The organism is Kribbella sp. NPDC050241 (assembly GCF_044459685.1).
In the GTDB taxonomy this organism is placed as follows: domain Bacteria; phylum Actinomycetota; class Actinomycetes; order Propionibacteriales; family Kribbellaceae; genus Kribbella.
Genome location: NZ_JBITJE010000003.1, coordinates 1 through 21253, shown reverse-complemented (window position 1 = coordinate 21253; position 21253 = coordinate 1). Strand labels below are relative to the sequence as shown.

15 protein-coding genes are annotated in these 21253 nt (G+C 69.0%); 11 read left to right on the top strand and 4 right to left on the bottom strand.

All coding sequences use genetic code 11. The annotated features are described in order from the left end of the window. Positions 1-45 precede the first annotated feature (45 nt). Positions 46-3033, top strand: a complete 2988-nt coding sequence (locus ACIBG5_RS14665) for a glycine--tRNA ligase (RefSeq protein WP_396392992.1) — start codon at positions 46-48, stop codon at positions 3031-3033. A 1224-nt stretch (positions 3034-4257) separates the two neighbouring features. Here the strand turns inward: ACIBG5_RS14665 and ACIBG5_RS14660 are convergent. Continuing rightward, a complete protein-coding gene (locus ACIBG5_RS14660) occupies positions 4258-5253 on the bottom strand; it encodes a GDSL-type esterase/lipase family protein (RefSeq protein ID WP_396392057.1) in 996 nt (331 codons plus the stop codon). Next, positions 5250-5963, bottom strand: a complete 714-nt coding sequence (locus tag ACIBG5_RS14655; protein WP_396392056.1) for a GntR family transcriptional regulator — start codon at positions 5961-5963, stop codon at positions 5250-5252. Before ACIBG5_RS14655 ends, ACIBG5_RS14660 begins: the two co-directional genes overlap by 4 nt. A 117-nt stretch (positions 5964-6080) precedes the next feature. Between ACIBG5_RS14655 and ACIBG5_RS14650 the strand changes: the two genes are divergently transcribed. The 4 genes from ACIBG5_RS14650 (at position 6081) to ACIBG5_RS14635 (ending at position 12190) form a co-directional block, all read left to right on the top strand. After that, positions 6081-7148 carry an isocitrate/isopropylmalate dehydrogenase family protein gene (locus ACIBG5_RS14650; RefSeq protein WP_396392055.1) on the top strand — a complete coding sequence of 356 codons (1068 nt, stop codon included), beginning with the start codon at positions 6081-6083 and terminating at the stop codon, positions 7146-7148. After that, a complete protein-coding gene (gene acnA, locus ACIBG5_RS14645) occupies positions 7145-9625 on the top strand; it encodes an aconitate hydratase AcnA (protein ID WP_396392054.1) in 2481 nt (826 codons plus the stop codon). The genes ACIBG5_RS14650 and acnA overlap by 4 nt, the downstream gene beginning before the upstream one ends. An 8-nt stretch (positions 9626-9633) precedes the next feature. Then, positions 9634-11397, top strand: coding sequence for an aldehyde dehydrogenase family protein (locus tag ACIBG5_RS14640; RefSeq protein WP_396392053.1), 1764 nt, complete (start codon positions 9634-9636; stop codon positions 11395-11397). Between the two features lie 73 nt (positions 11398-11470). After that, the gene (locus tag ACIBG5_RS14635; RefSeq protein ID WP_396392052.1) at positions 11471-12190 is read left to right on the top strand and encodes a VIT1/CCC1 transporter family protein; all 720 of its coding nucleotides are present in this window, start codon (positions 11471-11473) and stop codon (positions 12188-12190) included. Between the two features lie 36 nt (positions 12191-12226). On the opposite strand, the gene ACIBG5_RS14630 is transcribed toward ACIBG5_RS14635, so the two are convergent. Continuing rightward, a complete protein-coding gene (locus tag ACIBG5_RS14630; protein WP_396392991.1) occupies positions 12227-13423 on the bottom strand; it encodes an RNA-guided endonuclease InsQ/TnpB family protein in 1197 nt (398 codons plus the stop codon). A gap of 119 nt (positions 13424-13542) precedes the next feature. On the opposite strand from ACIBG5_RS14630, the gene ACIBG5_RS14625 reads away from it, so the two are divergent. Then, positions 13543-15348: an FAD-binding protein gene (locus ACIBG5_RS14625; protein ID WP_396392051.1), complete on the top strand. Its 1806-nt coding sequence runs from the start codon at positions 13543-13545 to the stop codon at positions 15346-15348. A 10-nt stretch (positions 15349-15358) separates the two neighbouring features. After that, positions 15359-15934, top strand: a complete 576-nt coding sequence (locus tag ACIBG5_RS14620; protein ID WP_131362706.1) for a Chromate resistance protein ChrB — start codon at positions 15359-15361, stop codon at positions 15932-15934. A gap of 15 nt (positions 15935-15949) precedes the next feature. Here ACIBG5_RS14620 and ACIBG5_RS14615 read toward each other — a convergent pair whose 3' ends face one another. Then, positions 15950-16891 (bottom strand): MurR/RpiR family transcriptional regulator, encoded by a 942-nt coding sequence (locus ACIBG5_RS14615; RefSeq protein ID WP_396392050.1) that lies wholly within the window; start codon positions 16889-16891, stop codon positions 15950-15952. Between the two features lie 201 nt (positions 16892-17092). Here ACIBG5_RS14615 and ACIBG5_RS14610 point away from each other — a divergent pair, with 201 nt between their 5' ends. The 4 genes from ACIBG5_RS14610 to ACIBG5_RS14595 all read left to right on the top strand — a co-directional run. Further along, entirely contained in the window at positions 17093-18280 is a 1188-nt protein-coding gene (locus tag ACIBG5_RS14610) for a C45 family autoproteolytic acyltransferase/hydolase (protein ID WP_396392049.1), read from the top strand. Positions 18281-18323: 43 nt separating this feature from the next. Next, positions 18324-19349, top strand: coding sequence for a Fe(3+) dicitrate ABC transporter substrate-binding protein (locus ACIBG5_RS14605; RefSeq protein ID WP_396392048.1), 1026 nt, complete (start codon positions 18324-18326; stop codon positions 19347-19349). A 1-nt stretch (position 19350) separates the two neighbouring features. Continuing rightward, complete coding sequence (locus ACIBG5_RS14600; RefSeq protein WP_396392047.1) at positions 19351-20412, top strand: FecCD family ABC transporter permease; 1062 nt, start codon at positions 19351-19353, stop codon at positions 20410-20412. Next, positions 20409-21253: FecCD family ABC transporter permease (locus ACIBG5_RS14595; protein WP_396392046.1), on the top strand; the 845-nt coding region annotated here is incomplete at its 3' end. The genes ACIBG5_RS14600 and ACIBG5_RS14595, both read left to right, overlap by 4 nt.

The window sequence follows — 21253 nt, the reverse complement described above, 5'->3', positions numbered from 1 at the left end:
CCCTGACCCCCTCCGGACAATGGCTCGAGGTTTGCTGTGCTCACCATGCAGGACGCGCTGCTCGCGCTGACGAAGTACTGGACCGATCGGGGCTGCATGATCGTGCAGCCGTTCAACACCGAGGTCGGAGCCGGAACGCTGAACCCGGCCACCATCCTGCGGGTGCTCGGTCCCGAGCCGTGGCGGGTCGCGTACGTCGAGCCGAGTGTCCGGCCCGATGACAGCCGCTACGGCGAGAACCCGAACCGGCTGCAGACGCACACCCAGTTCCAGGTGGTCCTGAAGCCGGACCCGGGCAACCCGCAGGAGCTGTTCCTGGACAGCCTGACCGCGCTCGGCATCGACATCCACGCCCACGACATCCGGTTCGTCGAGGACAACTGGGCGAACCCGGCGACCGGCTCGTGGGGCCTCGGCTGGGAGGTCTGGCTGGACGGCCTGGAGATCACCCAGTTCACCTACTTCCAGCAGGCCGGCGGAATGACACTGGACCCGGTGTCGGTGGAGATCACCTACGGCATCGAGCGGATCATGATGGCGCTGCAGGGCGTCTCGCACTTCAAGGACATCGCGTACGCGCCGGGCATCTCCTACGGCGAGGCGTTCGGCCAGGCCGAGTACGAGATGAGCCGGTACTACCTCGACGACGCCGATGTCGACACCCAGAAGCGGCTGTTCGAGGAGTACGCGAACGAGGCCCGCCGGATGCTCGACGCCCGGCTCCCGGTCCCAGCGCACATCTACGTGCTGCGCTGCTCGCACACCTTCAACATCCTCGACTCACGCGGCGCCGTGAGTACGACGGAACGCGCCAAGGCCTTCGGCCGGATGCGCACGCTGGCCCGCGAGGTGGCCCAGCTGTGGGCCGAACGCCGGACCGAGCTCGAGCACCCGCTGGGCATCGCCGAGCTGCCTGCGCCGGCGCCCGAGCCGACCGAGTTCCCGACGGCCACCGGGACCCGCCAGCTGACGTTCGAGATCGGTACCGAGGAGATGCCGCCGTCGGAGGTCACCAAGACCGCCGAGGCTGTGAAGACGGCCCTCACCGAGAAGCTGGCCGCGACGCGCCTCGGGCACGGCGACATCACGACGTACGCGACGCCGCGCCGGGTGGTGGCGTTCGTCGCGAGCGTGCAGGCCGGTGAGCCGGACGCGGAGCGAGTGGTCCGCGGTCCGCGGAAGTCGGCCGCGTACGACGCCGACGGCAACGTGACCAAGGCCGCGGCCGGTTTCGCCCGCGGTCAGGGCGTCGACACCGATGAGCTGCACGATCTCGACGTGGACGGTGTCGAGTACGTCGCGGTGACCAAGCCGGACCCGGGTCGCGGGGCGGCCGAGGTGCTGAGCGGCGTACTGGGCGAGATCGTCAGCGGTCTGCGCTCGGACAAGAACATGCGCTGGAACGACGCCAAGTTGTCGTTCACCCGGCCGGTGCGCTGGCTGGTCGCGCTGCTCGGCGACCAGGTGGTGCCGGTGTCGGTATCGACGCTGGCCTCCGGCCGGACGACGCGGGTGCATCGGAACGCGGCTCCGCCGCAGGCCGAGATCGCCGCGGCCGAGGGGTACCTGGACCTGCTCCGGATCCACGGCATCGAGGCCGATCCCGCCAAGCGGCGTGAGCAGATCGTCGAGGCGGCGCAGAGGCTGGCCACCGAGGCCGGCGGCACGATCGACCTCGAGGGCGAGACCGCGCTGATCGACCAGATCGTCAACCTGGTCGAGGAACCGACCGCGATCCTCGGTGGCTTCTCGGCGGACTATCTGACGCTGCCCGGCGAGATCCTCACCACCGTGATGCGCAAGCACCAGCGGTACCTTCCGGTCCGGGACGGCGACGGCAAGCTGCTCCCGCATTTCGTTGCCGTAGCCAACGGTTCGGTCAAGGACGACGTCGTCCGCGAGGGCAACGAGGCCGTCCTGCGGGCGCGCTACGAGGACGCCGCGTTCTTCTGGCGGGCCGACCTGGACACCTCGCTGGAGTCGATGAAGAGCGAGCTGGAGAAGCTGGCGTTCGAGCAGCGGCTCGGTTCGATGGCCGACCGGGCCGCCCGGATCGGCCGGATCGCGCTCAGCCTCGGGTCGACGGTCGGGCTGGACGGCGACGACCTGACCACGCTGCGCCGTGCGGCGGAGCTGGCGAAGTTCGATCTGGGATCGCAGATGGTGGTCGAGCTGACCAGCCTGGCCGGGACGATGGCCCGCGAGTACGCGCGCCGTGCCGGCGAGACCGAGGCGGTCGCGCAGGCGCTGTACGACATGGAGTTGCCGCGGTCGGCCGGGGATCCGGTCCCGGCGACGACTCCGGGTGCACTGCTCGCACTGGCGGACCGCTTCGACCTACTGGCCGGTCTGTTCGGCATCGGCGCGAAGCCGACGGGTAGCTCCGATCCCTTCGCGCTGCGGCGGGCGGCCGCCGGTGTGGTGGCGATCCTGCGCGAACACCCGTCGCTTCGCGACATCACGCTCCCCGTCGGCCTGCGCGCCGCCGCCGCGGAGATTGGTGCCCAGGGCATCGACGTACCGGCGGAGTCGCTGGACGAGGTCGCCGAGTTCACCGTACGGCGGTACGAGCAGCAGCTGCTCGACCGCGGCGACGACCACCAGCAGGTGGCCGCGGTGTTGCCGTTGGCAACTGCTCCGGCGGTGGCCGACGAGACGCTGGCGAGCCTGCAGCAGCTGGTCGGCAGCGGCGACTTCGCCGACCTGGTCGCCGTCCTGCAGCGGGTACGGCGGATCGTCCCGGAGGGCACCGAGGCGTCGTACGACCCGGCCAAGCTGACCGAGCCGGCCGAGGTCGTCCTGCACGAGGCGATCCAGAAGGTGGGCCAGGCGCCGACCGGCCTGGCCGACTTCGCCACCGCGGCCGCGGTCCTCGTCGAGCCCGTCACCACGTTCTTCGACGAGATCCTGGTGATGGCCGAAGACCCGGAGATCCGGGCCGCGCGCCTCGGCCTCCTCGCCACCATCAGCCAGCTAGCAGCCCCGGTCCTCGACTGGCAAGCCCTGGGCACAAGCCTCACCCCCACCGACTAACCCCACCAGCACCCGAGGGCACCCCCTCGGGTGCTGCCATCCCCCCACATCCACAACCAGAACCCTCAACCGCGAGTCCCACCACCGGCGACCCGCTGGCCGACGCACGCCCATGCCCCGATTCGTGGATCTTGGTCCCCGAGGTCGCCGATTCGCCACCAAAATCCACGACTCGACCCCTGCCGGCGACCGCATGCGCATCTGCGGACACCCCTCGCGATTCCCCAGCCAGCACCTGTTCGCCGTACGGCGCTGCCGCCGGGGGCATGAACACCATCCGGCGGCGTAGGCCACATCACCAGCTGTCCCTGGTCCCCGCGCCCTGTCCCAGGTCCCCACTTCCTGTCCCAGGTCCCGCTTCCTGTCCCAGGTCCCCGCTTCCTGTCCCAGGTCCCCACTTCCTGTCCCAGGTCCCCGCTTCCTGTCCCAGGGGCCGCCTCCTGTCCCAGGTCCCGTTCCGCGCGCAGGCCACCCCGCGACCGCCGCCGCTCGCGACCGCAGGGCGGGACGGTCGCGGTGTCGATTCGTGGATCTTGGTCCCGAACATCGCCGATTCGCCACCGAAACCCACGACTCGACGCCTGCCGGCGGCACTTGTTCGCCGTACGGCGCTGCTGCCGGGGGCATCAACACCATCTGGCGGCGTAGGCCATATCACCAGCTGTCCCTGGTCCCCGCTTCCTGTCCGAGGTCCCCCCTTCCTGTCCCAGCTGCCGCTTCCTGTCCCAGCTCCCGTTCCGCGCGCAGGCCACCCCGCGACCGCCGCCGCTGGCGACCGCAGGACGGGAAGGTCGCGGTATCGATTCGTGGATCGCGGTCCCCGACATCGCCGATTCGCCACCGAAATCCACGACTCGACCCCTGCCGCGACCGCATGCGCATCTGCGGACACCCCTCGCGATTCCCCAGCCGCCACTTGTTCGCCGTACGGCGCTGCCGCCGGGGGCATGAACACCATCTGGCGGCGTAGGCCACATCACCAGCTGTCCCTGGTCCCCGCTTCCTGTCCGAGGTCCCCGCTTCCTGTCCGAGGTCCCCGCTTCCTGTCCCAGGGGCCGCCTCTTGTCCCAGGTCGCGTTCCGCGCGCAGCCACCCCGAGACCGCCGCCGCTCGCGACCGCAGACCGGGAAGGTCGCGGTGTCGATTCGTGGATCTTGGTCCCGAACGTCGCCGATTCGACGCCGGAATCCACGATTCGACGCGTCGGGTGGGTGGGGTGGGGCGTTAGGTCAGGGGGTGGGAGAGGTGCGGGGATAGGCGGTCGGCGATGAGGTGGTAGCCGTGGGGGCCGGGGTGGAGGTCGTCGGCGTAGAGGGCGAGGGCCTCGGTGGTGGTGAGGATGTCGCGGCCGTCGATGAGGCGTACGGCGGGATCGACGCGGGCGCCGAGCTCGACGCAGTCGCGGATGTCGTCGAGGGTGAGGCCGACCGCGTTGGGTTTGCCCTCGAGGTTGGGGGCGAGCAGGGGAGTGATGACGATGATCGGCGTCGTGGGGTGACCTGCGCGGACGGTCGAGACGAACGACTCGACCTGGCCGGGCAGGGTCCGGCCACTGAAGGTCCCGCCGCCGTAGATGTTGACGCCGAGGCACATCGAGATGAGTCGCGCCGGAGTATCCCGGATCGTGCGGGCCGCGATCGGATCGAGGTGGCATTCGCCGGCGAAGCCGAGGGCGACCAGATCCCAGCCGTGCCGACGGGCGACCAAGGCCGGCCAAGTCTCCGACGGGCCGTACGCGCCGCTGCACTGGGTGATGGAGCTGCCGTAGGTGATCCAGCGCGGACCGCTGGGCGCCACCGGCTCGGCGTCGCCGTCGAACGCGAGCCCGCGGAAGCCGATCATCCCGGCCTGCGGCAGCCAGATCTCCACCTCGGCGGGCCGCCCCGGCAGGTCGGCAGTCAGAGTCTGCTCGCCCTCCCGCACCTCGCAGCGCCGATGCAGCTCGCCATCGACCAGGACGTCCACCGGTGCCAGCTTCGCGTAGATGCCGAGCGCCGCCCGGATCTCCAGTCGCACTGAGGAGGCCGTCGTACTCCATGCGGCCCGGACGCCCGCGGGCGTCGCGGCGCGGTCCCAGAGGCGGTGGCCCTCGCGGTCCGGATACCCGGTCCAGTCGGTGAGGTGGAAGTCGTGGCCGCGCGGGTCGAGGCGCCAGAACGTCGTCCAGCCGTCGGAGTCGACCTCACGATGCTGGTAGCCGGTCCAGAGGGCCTCGGTCATGTGCGCGCTCCTCGGATGCCCCGGAGTGACCGGGCGACAGGCTGTGCGGCGGCGGACGTGAGGCGGGCGACCGCGCGCGCACCGAGGCTGGCGTCGACGTGGGCGAGCATGACCGCGGCGGCCGTGGTGGAGTCTCCAGCCGCGATCGCGTCGACCATCGCGAGATGCTCGGCGTGGGTGCGGTCGAGGTCCTCCTCGGTCCGGCCGTCCTCGAGGGCAAGCCTGCGGTAACGGTCCGCTTTGTCCCACAGGCCGTCCAGGGTCTGGACCAGCAACTGGTTGTGCGAGGCCGTGTAGATCGCGACGTGGAACTGCCGGTGGGTCGCTAGCTCCGCCGACGCCGGGTCGGCCCGCAGCGGCAACAGCTTGTCGGCGGTCTCCCGGATCCGGTCCAGATCCTGCCTGGTACGACGCTCGGCCGCGAGCCCGGCCGCCAACGGGTCGAGCGACCGCCGGATCTCGACCAGGTCGCGTGCTTCCTCGGCGGTCAGCCGGGTGACCCGGGCGTCGCGGTGCGCGTCCAGCTCGACCAGGCCCTCGGTCATCAACCGGCGCAGTGCCTCGCGCAGCGGCGTCGTACTGATGCCGAGGTCGTGGGCCAGGGCGGCCTGCTGGATGACCGATCCCGGGACCAGATCGCCGCGCAGGAGCTGGTCGCGGACGAGCTCGTAGGCGACCTCGGCCTTGGTGGCCGTCTTGACCTCGGACACAGGCGAACCTCCGTGGTTATAACAAAACTGAGGCAGAGAATACCTTGAGATCAAGCCTTGAGACGATCCCTGGGGAGATCTTGACGTAGAAGGTTATAACGACTCACACTCCTTCCCATGGCTGATCACTACCGGCTGGGCGTGCTCCCCGGCGACGGCATCGGACCCGAGATCGTTCCCGCCGCCGTCCAGGTGCTCGACGCGGCGCTGGCCGCCACCGGTGCCGAACCCGTCGAATGGGTTCCGCTCCCGGTCGGTGCCGCGGCGATCGAGACGCACGGCAGCGCGCTGCCCGACGTCACGGTCGAGACGCTCGACAAGCTCGACGGCTGGCTGCTCGGCCCGCACGACAGCGCGGCGTACCCCGCCGAGCACCGGGCCAAGCTGAACCCGAGCGGGTTCCTGCGCAAGCACTTCGACCTGTTCGCGAACATCCGCCCGGCCAAAGCCTTCGAAGGAACCCCCGCGCTGGTGCCTGGCCTCGACCTGGTCGTGGTCCGGGAGAACACCGAGGGCTTCTACGCGGACCGCAGTACCTATCGCGGCACCGGCGAGTTCATGCCGACCGCGGATGTGGCGATCGCGATGGGCATCTTCACCCGGCCGGCGATCGAGCGGATCGCACGGCAGGCCCTCGAGTTGGCGAGCCGTCGGCGCCGGCACCTGACGATCGTGCACAAGGCCAACGTGCTGCGCACCAGCACCGGCTTCTTCCTGGAGATCTGCCGCGAGCTCGCGGCCGGGTACCCCGAGGTCGAGGTGGACGACTTCCACATCGACGCGATGACCGTGCACCTGGTCCGGCACGGCGCCGACTTCGACGTACTCGTGACCGAGAACATGTTCGGCGACATCCTGTCCGACCTGGCCGGTGAACTGGCCGGCTCGCTCGGCATCGCGCCGTCGATCAACGCCTCGCACGACCGCGCGATGGCCCAGGCCGCGCACGGCTCGGCGCCCGACATCGCCGGCCGCGGCCTCGCCAACCCGACCGCCATGATCGCCTCCGGCGCAATGCTGCTGGACTGGCTCGGCAGCGAGCACACCAAGCAGGCGGCGACGCTGGTCGATCGCGGGCTCCGGACGACAGTCGCGCGTGGCGTCCGTACGGCGGATCTCGGCGGCACCGCCGGTACGACGGAGTTCACCAACGCTGTCGTTGCTGCGATCAACGAGTCGGCATGACCGCCCGGACCCAGTCCTTGCGGGGCGTCGCTCCGGATCACCTGCCGCGGACTCTGCGAATCCTGCTGGAGAACGCGCTGCGGCACGGCACGGCGAGCGACGTACTGCGGAACTGGGAGCCGGGTGCGGTCGGTGAACTCGAGGTGTTCCCGTCCAGGGTGTTCCTGCACGACACGAACGGCGTACCCGTGCTGGCCGATCTGGCCGCGATGCGCGACGCGATGGTGGCCCGCGGCAACGATCCGGCGCTGGTCGATCCGTTGATCCCGGCCGAGTTGGTGGTCGACCATTCGGTGATCGCGGACGTGTTCGGACGGCCGGACGCACTACAGCTGAATGTCGAGCTGGAGTACGAGCGCAACGCCGAGCGGTATCGCTTCCTGCGCTGGGGTCAGCGCACGTTCCAGCAGCTGGAGGTGGTTCCGCCGGGTGCCGGGATCATGCACCAGATCAACCTCGAGCACCTGGCCCGGGTGGTCGAGGAGCGCGATGGCTGGGTCTTCCCGGATCTCTGCCTGGGCACGGATTCGCACACCACGATGATCAACGGGCTCGGCGTTCTCGGCTGGGGGATCGGTGGCATCGAGGCCGAGGCCGCGATGCTCGGTCAGTCGGTGTCGATGGTGCTGCCGCCGGTCGTCGGCGTGCGGCTGTCCGGTGCACTGCCGGTCGGGACGACCGCGACCGATCTGGTGCTGACGATCACCGAGACACTGCGCGCGCATGGTGTCGTCGGCAAGCTGGTCGAGTTCGGCGGCTCCGCGTTGGCCGGCTTGCCGGTGCCGGACCGGGCGACGATCGCGAACATGAGCCCGGAGTTCGGCTCGACCGCGGCGTATTTCCCGATTGACGACCGCACGCTGGAGTACCTGCGCTTCACCGGCCGCTCGCCGGAGAAGGTCGCGCTGGTCGAGTCCTACGCGAAGGAACAGGGCCTCTGGCACGACCCATCGGCGGAGCTTCGGTACGACGAGTACGTCGACATCGACCTCGGCTCCGTGGTGCCGTCGATCGCTGGTCCGCGCCGTCCGCAGCAGCGCGTCGCCCTGGCCGACGCCAAGCAGGCGGCGGCTCTGGAACTCCCCGCCGGTAGGCGTACGACGGACGTCCCGGGGCACGGCGCGGTCGTCGTCGCAGCGATCACCTCCTGCACGAACACCTCCAACCCCTCGGTGATGGTCGCCGCCGGGCTGCTGGCCAGGAACGCGGTGGAGCGCGGTCTCACCAGCAAGCCCTGGGTGAAGACGACCCTGTCGCCTGGTTCGCGGGTCGTGATGGACTACCTCGGCGCCGCCGGACTCACGCCGTACCTGGAGAAGCTGGGGTTCCACCTGGCCGGGTTCGGCTGCATGACCTGCATCGGGGCCTCGGGTGCGCTGATCGACGAGGTCGGCGCGGCGGTTCGCGGGCAGGATCTCACCGTCGCCGCCGTGCTGTCCGGGAACCGCAACTTCGAGGGCCGGATCCAGTCCGACGTCCGGTTGAACTACCTCGCCTCGCCGCCGCTCGTGATCGCCTACGCCCTCGCCGGCCGGATGGACATCGACCTGCTCACCGAACCACTCGGCACCGACCCGTCCGGACAGCCGGTCTTCCTGAAGGACATCTGGCCGACCGGCATCGACGAGGTGATCGGCGCGACCGTGACTCCCGACCTCTTCGACCACGCGTACGACGAGCTGTTCACGGGCGACGAGCGGTGGCAAGGACTGGACGCTCCGGCTGGGGAAACCTTCGCGTGGGGCGATTCGACGTACCTGCAGCGGCCGCCGTACTTCGGTAGGGAGGCGAGCCCTGGTGACCTGATCGGTGCCCGCGCACTCGTGCGGTTGGGTGACTCGGTCACCACGGACCACATCTCACCCGCCGGTGCGATCCCTCCGGACAGCGTCGCTGGTCGATATCTGATGAACGATGGTGTGCCGCGCCACCAGCTGAACACGTATGCCTCGCGGCGCGGCAATCATCTGGTGATGATGCGTGGTGCCTTCGGCAACGTTCGGCTGCGCAACCAGCTTGCCCAGGGTACCGAAGGTCCGGTCACTCGTGGACCGGACGGCGAGCTGACCTCGATCTACGACGCGGCCGAGGCCTACCGTGCGGCCGGCCTACCGGTCGTCGTTCTCGCCGGCAAGGAGTACGGCACCGGATCGTCCCGCGACTGGGCCGCGAAGGGCCCGGCTCTGCTTGGGGTGCGGGCGGTGCTGGCGCAGTCGTTCGAACGCATCCATCGGTCGAACCTGGTCGGCCTCGGCATCCTGCCGCTGGAGTTCCTGCCGGGCGAAGGCGACGACCTGACCGGCGAAGACCCGATCGACATCCGCCTCGGCGAGGACGGCTTCGCCACCGCGTCCTGCGCGGGTAAGAGCTACCGGCTGCGGATCCGTCTCGACACGCCTCGCGAACACGACTACTACCTCCACGGCGGTGTGCTGCCGTACGTGCTGCACCGACTGAGCGAAGGACAAGCCCAGTGATCGTCTCGATGAACCCTGCCAGCGGCGAGCAACTCGCCACCTTCGATCCGTACGACGCGGACCGTGTCGACCGCATGCTCACCGCCGCGGTGGTTGCTCAGAGCAGCTGGCGGTGGTCCGAGGTGCAGCGGCGTACCGAACTGCTGGAGTCCCTGGCCGGCACACTCCGGGATCGCAAGGCCGAGCTGGCCGCGCTGATCACCAGCGAGATGGGCAAGCCGTTGGCCGAGGCAGCGGCCGAGATCGAGAAGTGTGCGATCAACTGCGAGTACTACGCGACGAACGCCTCCGGGTTCCTGGCCGCGGAGACGATCACCGCGGAAGGCCGGGTCGAGGTCGATCCGCTGGGCGTCGTACTCGCGGTGATGCCGTGGAACTACCCGTTCTGGCAGTTCTTCCGGTTCATCGCGCCGGCGCTGGCCGCGGGCAACGGCGCGATCCTCAAGCACGCCAACTCGGTCCCGCGCTGCGCGCTGGCGATCGAGTCGGTACTGCGGGACGCCGGAGTGCCTGATGGTCTGGTCGGAGTGCTCTTGGTCGAGACCGACCAGGTGGCCGGCCTGATCGCGGACGATCGGGTCGCGGCGGTGACGTTCACCGGTTCGACCGAGGTCGGCAGCATCATCGCCGAGCAGGCGGGCCGGGCGCTGAAGAAGCAGGTGCTCGAACTCGGCGGCTCGGACCCGTTCATCGTCCTGGCCGACGCCGACCTGGAGGTCGCGGCGACCACGGCGGTCACCGCACGCTTCCTCAACGCCGGGCAGAGCTGCGTCAACGCCAAGCGGTTCATCGTCGAGGAGTCCGTCGCCGACGAGTTCGTCGCCCGCTTCTCCGCTGCCGTCGGCAGGTTGGTCGTCGGTGATCCGGTCGACGACGGCACCACGATCGGTCCGCTGGCCCGGGCTGGTTTGCGCGACACCTTGCACGATCAGGTACGCCGTACCGTCGAGGCCGGAGCGACGCTCGTGCGCGGTGGAGAAGTGGCCGATCGGATTGGCTTCTACTACCAGCCGACGGTGCTCGACCACGTGCTGCCGGGGATGGCGGCGTTCGACGAGGAGACGTTCGGGCCGGTCGCGGCGATCACGCGGGTGCGCGACGCCGACGAAGCGATCCGGCTGGCCAACCAGACCGAGTTCGGGCTGGGCGCCTCGTTGTGGACCGCGCAGGAGCGGGCGTCCGAGCTGGTCCGTCGCCTGGACGCGGGCGCGGTGTTCGTGAACGCGATGGTCGCGTCGGATCCGCGGCTGCCGTTCGGCGGGATCAAACGGTCCGGCTACGGCCGCGAGCTCGGAGCGCACGGGATGCGCGAGTTCATGAACCTCAAGACCGTCTGGTCGGGCGATCCGGCGCCGCGGCTGGTGATCAAGCCGGACGACGTCGAGGTCTTCGACCGCGGCAGCGGCGTCCGGACCGTTCCGTACGTCGGTGCCTGGAACAGCGAGTCGAACAAGATCACCACCGGTACGACGGTCTTCGCGGTCGGCACCCGGATCCCGCTGCACTCGCACAACGTCGAGGAGTCGGTGCTCGTGTTCGCGGGGCAGGCGACCGCGGTGATCGGCGACGAGCGGATCGACCTGGAGGCCGGCGACGCGACCTGGGTGCCGGCCGGCGTACCGCACCAGTTCATCAACCGCGGCGACGGCGAACTGACCATCTATTGGGTGTACGGCGGCCGCGCGGTGACCCGGACGATGACCGCGACCGGCGTGACGGTGGCGCATCTCTCAGCTGCGGACCGCGGAGCCGTTGCCGCATCAGGAAAGTAACGAATAGACTTATGTAACAGGTGATGCAGATTAACTAAGGTTGCGCTCACCTCACTCGGAAGGACGTATGGAGATGACCGCGGAAGTTGCGGAGACACCGTCGGAGATCCACCACTCGCACCGTGACGTGACCGGTGGCTGGCTGCGGCCGGCGACATTCGGCGTGATGGACGGCCTGGTGTCGAACTTCGCCCTGGTCGCCGGTGTGGTCGGCGGCGGGGCGACCGGCAAGGTCGTGATCATGACCGGACTGGCCGGCCTGGTCGCCGGGGCCTGTTCGATGGCCTCCGGTGAGTTCACCTCGGTCTCGTCGCAGACCGAGCTGATGAAGGCCGAGATCGAGGTGGAGCGGCGCGAGCTGCAGATCCACCCGGAGGAAGAAGAGCGCGAGCTCGCGATGATGTACGAGGCGAAGGGCCTGCGCCCGGAGCTCGCCGCCCAGGTGGCGCGCGAGCTGACCGTCAACGCCGACGTGGCGCTCGACGTCCATGTGCGCGAAGAGCTCGGCGTCGACCCCAACGACCTGCCGTCGCCGTGGCTGGCGGCCGGGTCCTCGTTCGCCGCCTTCGCCCTTGGTGCGCTGGTTCCGCTGATCCCGTTCATCTTCGGGGCCGGGTCCGTGCTGCCCGCGCTGCTGCTGAGCGCGCTCGGTCTGGTCGTCACCGGCGGGATCGTCGGCAAGATCACCGCGCGGCCGTTCTGGTACGGCGGTGGGCGGCAACTGCTCCTGGGTGGTGTGTCGGCCGCGGTGACCTTCGCGATCGGGATGGCAGTAGGGACCGGGTTGTCTTGACGTCCTCCCAGCCCTGCAGGGCTGGGATTCCAACGGCTACGCGGAGGTAGTGAGTTGAGGTTCACGCTTCAGCGAGACCCGGACCGGCGTCTCTCGACGTGCGCTGACGGCCCGTCCGGCCGCGATGTTTACTGCTGCGTTCACATCCGCATTCGCCCGATGTCCGCAGGCTACGCACCGGAAGACCGCTTGACTCTCGCGGTTCTGCGATGCGCGGTGCCCGCAGACGCTACAGGTCTGCGACGTGTATGCAGGGTTGACTTTCTCAACACGGCCAGCGGCCTTGTGCTCAAGACGACGCACCAGCTGGCCCCAGCCATTGGCCAGGATCCCCCGGTTGAGACCAGCCTTGGCACGGCGGCGATTCGGCAGGTAGGTGCCGGGTCGGCAGGGATCGGGCTTGGGCTTGGGGCGCCTCGACATCTGGGCGATCCGCAGGTCCTCCACGCGGATGACGTCGAACCTTCGCGCGAGGTCCGTGCTGGTCTTTTCGACCCAGTCCTTGCGACGGTCGCGAGCCCGCGCGTACAGCTTGGCGATCGTAGCCTTCACCCGCTGACGGCGCTTGGAGCCAAGACGGCATCGTGCGAGGCGACGTTGCAGATGCTTGAGCCGCCTCTGCTCGACCTCCGCCAGCCCAGGGCAGCTCAGGAGCTCACCTGTGGACACGGCGGCGGAGACGATGATGCCGCGGTCCACGCCAGCGACCTCTCCCGTGCCTGGTCCAGGCACCGGCGGCGGTACGGCGGCGAACGCGACGTGCCATCGACGTGCCCGGTCGTACGTGATGCGGTACGACTTCGCGGCGGGAACCGGTCTGGAGAGCCGGAACCGTATCCAGCCGACCTTCGGCACATTGACCGCGGCCCACTTCCGATTCAGTTTCACGATCCGGCGAGCCTGGGATCCAACGATCCGGAACCCTTCGTGCCTCCCGACCTTCCGCCAGGTCGGCCGCCGATGGGTCCCTGCGTAGAAGTTCATCACCGCCTGGCTGAAGTCTCGCAGTGCCTGCTGCTGGACGGTCTGCGATCCCGCCCGCAGCCACCCGAACATCGCTCGTGCTTCGGTCAATTGCCGAGCCTGCTCGACGTAACCAGGCGTCGCGTTCCTGTCGCGGGTCCACATCGACCACTGCTCAAGCGCCAGATTCCACACGTACCGGGCGTGTCCGCACTGCTGCAGCAACGCAGTCTCCTGCGCGGGAGTCGGGTAAATGCGGAACCGGGACATACGACCCACCCAATCAGTCTGGACCGACAGTCTCCGATCTCCGAGAGGAGGGAGTCGCGGTTGCCTCCAGTCCTGAAAGACAGGCTCCTGCGACCCAATTGATGAGCAGGTCATTAATCGTGACGGCCCTGGTGAAGCAGGTGCCGAAGGGTGATCACAGTGGGCGCCTCGACGCCGACGGCCGGCTCGAACGGGCCGGCGCGATCACCGAGATGAACCCGTGGTGCCGCCGGGCGGTCGCTCAGGCGGTCCGGCTGGCCCGGGAGTCCGGCGGCCGCAGTACGGCTGTCACCATGGGTCCGCCTGTGGCGGCCGACGTACTGCGTGAGGCGCTGGCCTGGGGAATCGACGATGCAGTGCACCTGACGGATCCGGCGTTGGCCGGATCGGACTGTCTTGTCACGGCTCGCGCTCTGGCGTCGACTGCTGCGCTGCTCGATGAACCGCCGGACCTGATCCTGGTCGGAGCGAGCTCGGTCGACGGCAGCACCGGCGCGGTGGGTGCGATGCTCGCCGAAATCCTGGGTCTGCCGTTCACTGGTCCGGTCCTGACTCTAGAGCCGGACTCCAGCGGAAGGCAGCTTCGGACCACGGTCCAGTACGACACAGGCACCGAATCAGTTGTCGTCGACCTCCCCGCCGTCGTGGCAGTAGCCGAACGCTCCTGCGACCCCTGCAAGGCGCCGCCCGAGACCTGGCCGCCGACGGACACGATCCGCCAAGTCACCACCGCCGACCTCGCCCCGGCCGACTGGGGTCTCTCCGCCAGCCCCACCAAGGTCGCCCAGGTCCACCCCGCCCCTCTCACCCGCGACCCCGTCATCTTCCGAGGCAACCCTCGAACCCAAGCCACCCGAGCCATCACAGAGCTACTGTCCCGAGGCTCCTTCACCCCCAAAGCCCCGGCCGCATCCGACCCCGTCCCGGACGCACCCCACCCGGCGATATCTCCTTCCTCTTCTCCCGGCGACCGGCCCGGAGGGCCGGGAGCTGAGGTGATGGTGTTGGTCGGGCCGGGACCAGAAGCAGGCACTCGGGCCCTGCTGGGTGCGGCGGCGACGCTTGCAGCCGAGGTCGGCGGATCCGTGACCGCAGTAAGAACAGCCGACAGCACCGACGATCTCGCACGGTGGGGAGCTGACTCGGTGGTCATGCTCACCGCTGACGAGCCCCGGCCGGTCGCCGCAGCACTCGCGAACTGGATCGCGGACCGGCAGCCGTGGGCCGTGCTCGGCGCCGCGCTGCCGTGGGATCGCGAAGTGCTCGCGCGGCTCGCGGTCGCCTCCGGGGCCGGGCTGATGTCGGACCTCGTCAGCCTGAACGTCACCGGCGGTACGACGCCCCGCCTCGCCGGACTGAAGCCGTCGGGCGGCGGCACCCTCGCCGAGATCATCAGCCACGGCTCACCACAGATCGCCACCCTCCGGACCGGTCTGCTGCCACTGCGCACGCCGAGAGCCGACCGCACACTCAAGGAACACACGCTGCCGGTGGCCGCGGACCCAGCACTGCGCCGAGCAGAACGCCGTACCGGCAACGAAGGTGACGCACTGGATCGGGCCGAGGTCGTCATCAGCGTCGGCCGAGGCGTCTCACCCGACACGTACGCCGAACTGGAGCCCATGCGCGTCCTCCTGGGCGCCGAGCTCGCCGCCACCCGGAAGGTCACCGACCAAGGCTGGATGGCGCACGGCCGGCAGATCGGCATCACCGGACGCAGCGTCGCACCGCGGATGTACGTCGCGGTCGGGCTGTCCGGGAACCTGAACCACCTGGCCGGCGCGAGCCGGGCCGGGACCGTCGTGGCCATCAACACCGATCCGGCGGCGGAGGTCTTCGCGCACTGCGACGTCGGTCTGGTCGCGGACTGGCGGGAGGTGATGCCGTTTCTCGTCGAGGGGATCCGGAGTCGTGTCAGCGGATAACCTGTCCGGCATGGCAACCCGTCGTACCAAGCCCAAGAGTCCCGCAGCGGAGAGCTGGCTGCTGCTCATCTACAAGGTGCCGAGCGAGTCCTCGCGGGCCCGGGTGGCGGTGTGGCGGGAGCTGAAGCGGCTCGGCGGGTTCTACGTGCAGCAGGCGGTGTGCGTGCTGCCGGACCGCGACGAGCTGCGCGCCGGCATGGAGAAGGTGCGGGAGAAGGTGACCGAGCTGGGTGGCTCGAGCGTCTTCCTCACCCTGACCGATGTCGACGACGACGCCCGCGAGCAGTTCGTGGACGGCTTCCGTGGCCAGTCCGCGAAGGAGTACGCCGAGATCGTCGAGGAGTGCGAGACCAAGTTCGTCAAGGAGATCGAGTTCGAGCGGTTCCGGGAGAACTACACCTTCGAGGAGGCCGAGGAGATCCGCCAGGACCTGGAGAAGCTCCGCCGCTGGCTGACCAAGGTGGAGGGCCGGGACTGGATGGATGCCGAGGGCAAGGATCTGGCCCGGGCCAAGGTGGCCGATTGTGAGCGTCTGCTGGAGGAGTTCGAGGCGGACGTCTACGAACGCACCGAGGGCACGGTCTGACCGCAGCGGGTGCGCTCAGGCGCTCTCGGTCCGGTTGGTGCGCTTGCGGGCGCGCCGTTGGGACGGCAGATTCAGGGCCACCTCGTCGGCGCGGGAGAAGCCCATCAGCTCCTCGCGCAACTGGTTCATCCGGTCGGTGGTCTCCAGCGAACGGCTCTGGTCGCGTGCGGCCACGGCGATCACCAGTGCCTCGAGCAGGATCAGCACGGTCGCCTGGCTGGTGAACGTCCCCGGACGGCTCGTCGGCGCCGACAGCACCGCGTCGACCTGGTCGCGCAACGCCTCACCGAGAGTGTCGGTGATCAGCACCGCGCGGGCACCGACCTCGGCGCACAGGTCGAGGATGACGCGGGTCTCCACGATGATCCGGTTGTGGGCGATCACGATCACCACGTCCTCCGGGCCGAGCATCAGCAACCGGTCGGCCAGCCGGTAGCCGGTGTCGGTCGCGGTCCGTGCGCGGCGGCCGATGCGGTTCAGGTGGGTCGCGGTGTACGCCGAGATCCCGTCCAGGCCGGCGAAGCCGCAGATCACGGTCTCGCGGGCTTGGTCGATCAGCTCGACGGCGTGCTCGAACGCCTGTGGGTCGATCGAACGTTCGGCTTGCTGGAGCCGCTCGACGTGGTCGCGCAGGGTCGCGGTGAGGATCCCTTCGGCGCCGTCGTCGAACGACTCGAGGCTGTTGCTGAGCCGGTTGGCGGGAGTCAGCAGGGCCTGCAGTTCGCCCTGTAGCGATCGCTTCAGGCCCGGCAGGCCGTCGAAACCCAGCGCCTTGGCGGTCCGGACGACGCTGGCGTCGCTGGTGCCGGTGGCGCGCCCGAGCTCCTCGGCGGAGGAGAACGCGGCCTCCTGAGGGTGGGCCGACAGGTACTCGGCGATCCTCCGCTCGGTCGCGGTCAGTGCGTCGATCCGGCTCGCCACCCGCTCCGGCAGGGTGGGTGCCTTTGTCTTGGCCACGGTGTCCTCCGGCTCCCAATTGTGCCTGTCAGTACGCAGATCATGTCACCCGGATCGGTTTGTCACCGCCAGGTAAACGATGTCGCGACCCGTTGACAGCGATTGTAGCAATCACTACCGTCAGACGAATATTCGTAGTGAACACAACGAACAGGCAAACGGTTCGAGTCCGGTTTCCGTCCTCTCCCTGGAGCGACTTCCGTGTCACAGCTTCCGACGATCGACATCTCCGGCGCCGACGCCCGCGACCGCGGCCGGCAGTACGGCGAGGGCGCACGAGCGCTGATCGAGCGCTCGCTGGCGTTCTACGCCGAGTCCGTTCCCCGCGCCACCGGGCTGCCCTGGGCCGAGGTACTGGAGCGGGCTCCGCGCTGGGTCCCGGTGATCGAGCCAGTCGCGCCCGAACTGCTGGACGAGGTCCGTGGCATCGCCGAGGGCTCCGGACGCACCTTCGCGGAGATCCTCGCGCTGAACAGCCGTGGCGAACTGACCCGGGGCAACCCGTTCGAGGACGACGCCGCGACGCAACAGCGTGATGACGGCTGTACGTCGTTCGCGATCCTCCAGCAGGCCAACCCGCTCGGACATGTCTGGGCCGGGCAGAACTGGGACCTGTGGGCCGGGGTGGCGGACACCGTCGTACTCCTGCGGATCTCCCAACCGGGCAAGCCGACCGTGATCGGTCATGTCGAAGCCGGCCAACTGGCCCGGCACGGTGCGAACTCGATCGGCCTCGCGCTGAACGCCAACGGCCTCGGCGCCGGGTTCGGTTCAGGCCTCAATGTCCCTGGCACGTTCGTACGCCGGATGGTGCTGGAGAGCTGGGACATGTACGACGCGCTGCAGGTGGTCTTCAACGCCCGGCAGAGCCTGTCCAGCAACCTGCTCCTCACCCACCGCGACGGATTCGCCATCGACGTGGAGACGACACCCGGCCGGCACGGCTGGATGTATCCGACCGATGGGTTGCTGGTGCACGGCAACCACTTCCAGGCCTTCGTCCCACCCCAGATCAACGAGACCTACAAGCCGTTCTCGGTGGATTCGCTCTACCGGGTGCCGCGCGTCGAGGAGGGCCTGCGTCAGGTCCGCCGCGACGGCACCACCGAGAAGGCTGTCGAGACCATCGTGCAAACGACGATGAGCGACCACTTCAGTCACCCCAACGCCGTCTGCCAGCACGTCGATCCGCGCCGGCACGAGCTCAACCGTTACGCCACGATCGTGTCCAGCCTGGTCGATCTGACCACTGGCACCTACCGGCTGACCCCCGGCCTGCCCTGCAGCAACAGCTATCAGCAGGCTCCCTGGAACCTCTACGACGGCCCCGGTCTCTCCGACCGGCCGGACGTCGACGACCCGGCGCTGTCCCTCGCCGTGGCCGGATGAAACCCACCCCTGCAAGGCATTGTCGACATCAGGAGCGAATGCCATGGTCCACCGATCCTCGAGTTTGCGGCGCGTCCTCGCCGCCGTCACTCTGACCGCAGTTGCTGCCGCGGTCGCCCTGTCCGGCTGCGGCGCCGCGGCCTCACCCTCCACCGGTGCGGCGCCGAACGCCGACCGCGCCGCGGCTGCCGAAGGCGTCAGCCCGGATGTCAACCTGGAGCAGTGCGGGAAAGCGACCCGTACCGTCAAGCACGACCTCGGCACCACCACGATCACGGGCAACCCGGTCAAGGTGGTGGCGCTGGAGTACTCCTTCGTCGACGCCCTGGTCGCGGTCGGGATGTCGCCGGTCGGTGTCGCCGACGACGACCAGCCGAAGCGGATCATCGCCGCCCTGCGCGACAAGGTCGGCGAGTACAAGTCGGTCGGCCTGCGGGCGACGCCGAACATCCAGGTGATCACCGCGCTGAAGCCGGACCTGATCGTGGCCGACAGCGGACGGCACAAGGCGATCTACGCCCAGCTGTCCAAGATCGCGCCGACCATCGCCTACCCCAGCCTGAACGGGAACTACCAGCAGGTGCTGGACAGTGAGATGTCGACCGCCATCGCGTTGAACAAGTGTGACGAGATGAAGACCCGGCTCGCCGAGCACGCCAAGTTGATGACCGACCTGAAGGCCAAGGCGCCCGCGGGTGAGAGCCGCAAGGCGCTGTTCGTGCGCGCCTCCGAGAAGGGCTTCACCGGGTTCCCGCCGAAGGGCTACACGCCGGGTGTTCTGTCGGTGATCGGGATCCAGTCGTCGCTGCCGGACGATTCCGGTGACGCCTCGGTCTCGCTGACGCTGGAGACGCTCGTCGCCAACAAGCCGGACGTGATGTTCATCGCCGCCAACGAAGGACCGACGCTGCGCGACCAGTGGACCAAGAGCCCGCTGTGGAAGGAGATCCCGGCGGTGAAGAACAACGCGACCTTCGACGTCGACCCGAACGAGTGGTCCCGGTCGCGAGGTCTGATCGCCTCCGAAGTGGTCGCTCAGGAAGCCGTCAAACTCCTCTACGGGAAGTGACATGTCCTTGTCCGTGGGCACTGCGCCCAAACCTTCCGAGGACGCCGTACACAAGCGTCCGAAGATCGTCACCAACAAGCAGCGGGTCACCTGGGTGACTCTGGTGCTGCTGGTGGTGGTCGTGGCCGGCGTCGCGTGGGGACTGTCGATCGGCAGTCAGCACATCTCGCTGGCGCGGCTGCCGGGAGCGCTCATCAAGGCCGACCAGCCCGATGAGCTGATCCTTCAGTCGATCCGGCTGCCGCGGGTGGTGCTGGCGCTCTGCGTCGGCGCCGCCCTGGCGGTGGCGGGCGCGCTGATGCAGGCCGTCGCGGCGAACCCGCTCGCGGCGCCGGAGATCATGGGCGTCAACGCCGGTGCTGTGTTCGTGGTCGTGCTGGCGATCACCGTGGTGCCGTCGCTGAGCGGTGCGCCGACGATCCTGCTGGCGTTCGGTGGTGCGGCCGTGGCCGGTGTGTCGGTGATGCTGCTGGCCGGGTCGGGCAGCGGCCGGGTCAGTCCGGTCCGGCTGGCGCTGGCAGGTGTCACGGCCAGCAGCTTGTTGATCTCGTTGACGCAGGTGCTCATCATCTTCGACGAGAACTCGACCGACAGCGTGTTGTTCTGGCTGGTCGGCGGGGTCAACTTCGGTACCTGGCAGGACGTTCGCAACCTGCTGCCGTGGTTGGTGCTGGGTTTGATCGGTGCGTTCTCGATGGCACGGCCGCTGAATCTGCTGGCGCTGGGCGATGACATGGCGCGTGGTCTGGGCCAGAACGTCGAACGGACCCGGATGATCGGGTCGGCGCTGGTGATCGTGTTGTGTGGCGCGGCGGTGTCGGTGGCCGGTCCGGTGGCGTTCATCGGGTTGATCGTGCCGCACATCATGCGCCGGATTGTGGGTTCGAGTTACACGGTTTTGTTGCCGTTGTGTGCGGTCGGCGGCGGGGTGCTGGTGTTGTATGCCGACATCTTGTCGCGCTATGTCAAGCCGCCGTTCGAGGTCCCGGCCGGTGTGGTGACCGCCCTGATCGGCGCACCGATCTTCGTGTATCTGGCCCGTCGGCAGAAGGTGACCTCATGACCAGTACGGCGATTGTGGCCCAGCATGTGCGCCGGACTTCTCTGGCCAGGCGGCATCCGGGTGCCTTGATGGCCTGGCTGGGTGTGTTGGCGGTGGTGCTGAGTTTCTACAGTCTCAGTGTCGGCGCGACCGCTGTGTCGATGGGTGACGTCATGCATGCGGTGATCGGTGACACCGGCGATCAGGCCGCGCAGATCGTGGTGCAGTTCCAGTTGCCGCGGGTGTTGCTGGCGTGGCTGGTCGGGATCGCGCTGGCCGTGTCGGGTGCGGTGATGCAGGGTGTGATCCGTAACCCGCTGGCCGCGCCGGATGTGGTCGGTGTGACCAAGGGGGCCGGGTTCGCGGGCATGGTGTTGCTGCTGGCGATTCCGGGTGTGCCGGTGTTCGCGGTCGTCCCGGCCGCGTTCGTGGGTGGCCTGGCCGCGGCCGCGTTGGTGTATCTGCTGGCCTATCGCCGCGGCGCGACGCCGGTACGGATCGCGCTGGTCGGGATCGCGGTCTCCGCGGCGTTCGAGGCCGGGATCCGGTTCCTGCTGGTGCGCAACCCGTTGGATGTGTCCGCGGCGTTGATCTGGCTGACCGGCAGCCTGTTCGGCCGGTCGATGGGCTCGGTGCTGCAGATCCTGCCGTGGGTGCTGGTGCTGGTGCCGCTGATCGTGATCTGGGCCCGCAAGCTCGACGTCCTCGGCCTCGGCGACGACCTGGCCGCCGGGCTCGGCGAACCGGTCGAGAAAACCCGCCGGGTGCTGCTGCTGTTCGCGGTCGCGCTGGCCTCGGCCGCGGTCGCGGTGTCCGGCACGATCGGCTTCGTCGGACTGATCGCCCCGCACATGGCCCGCCG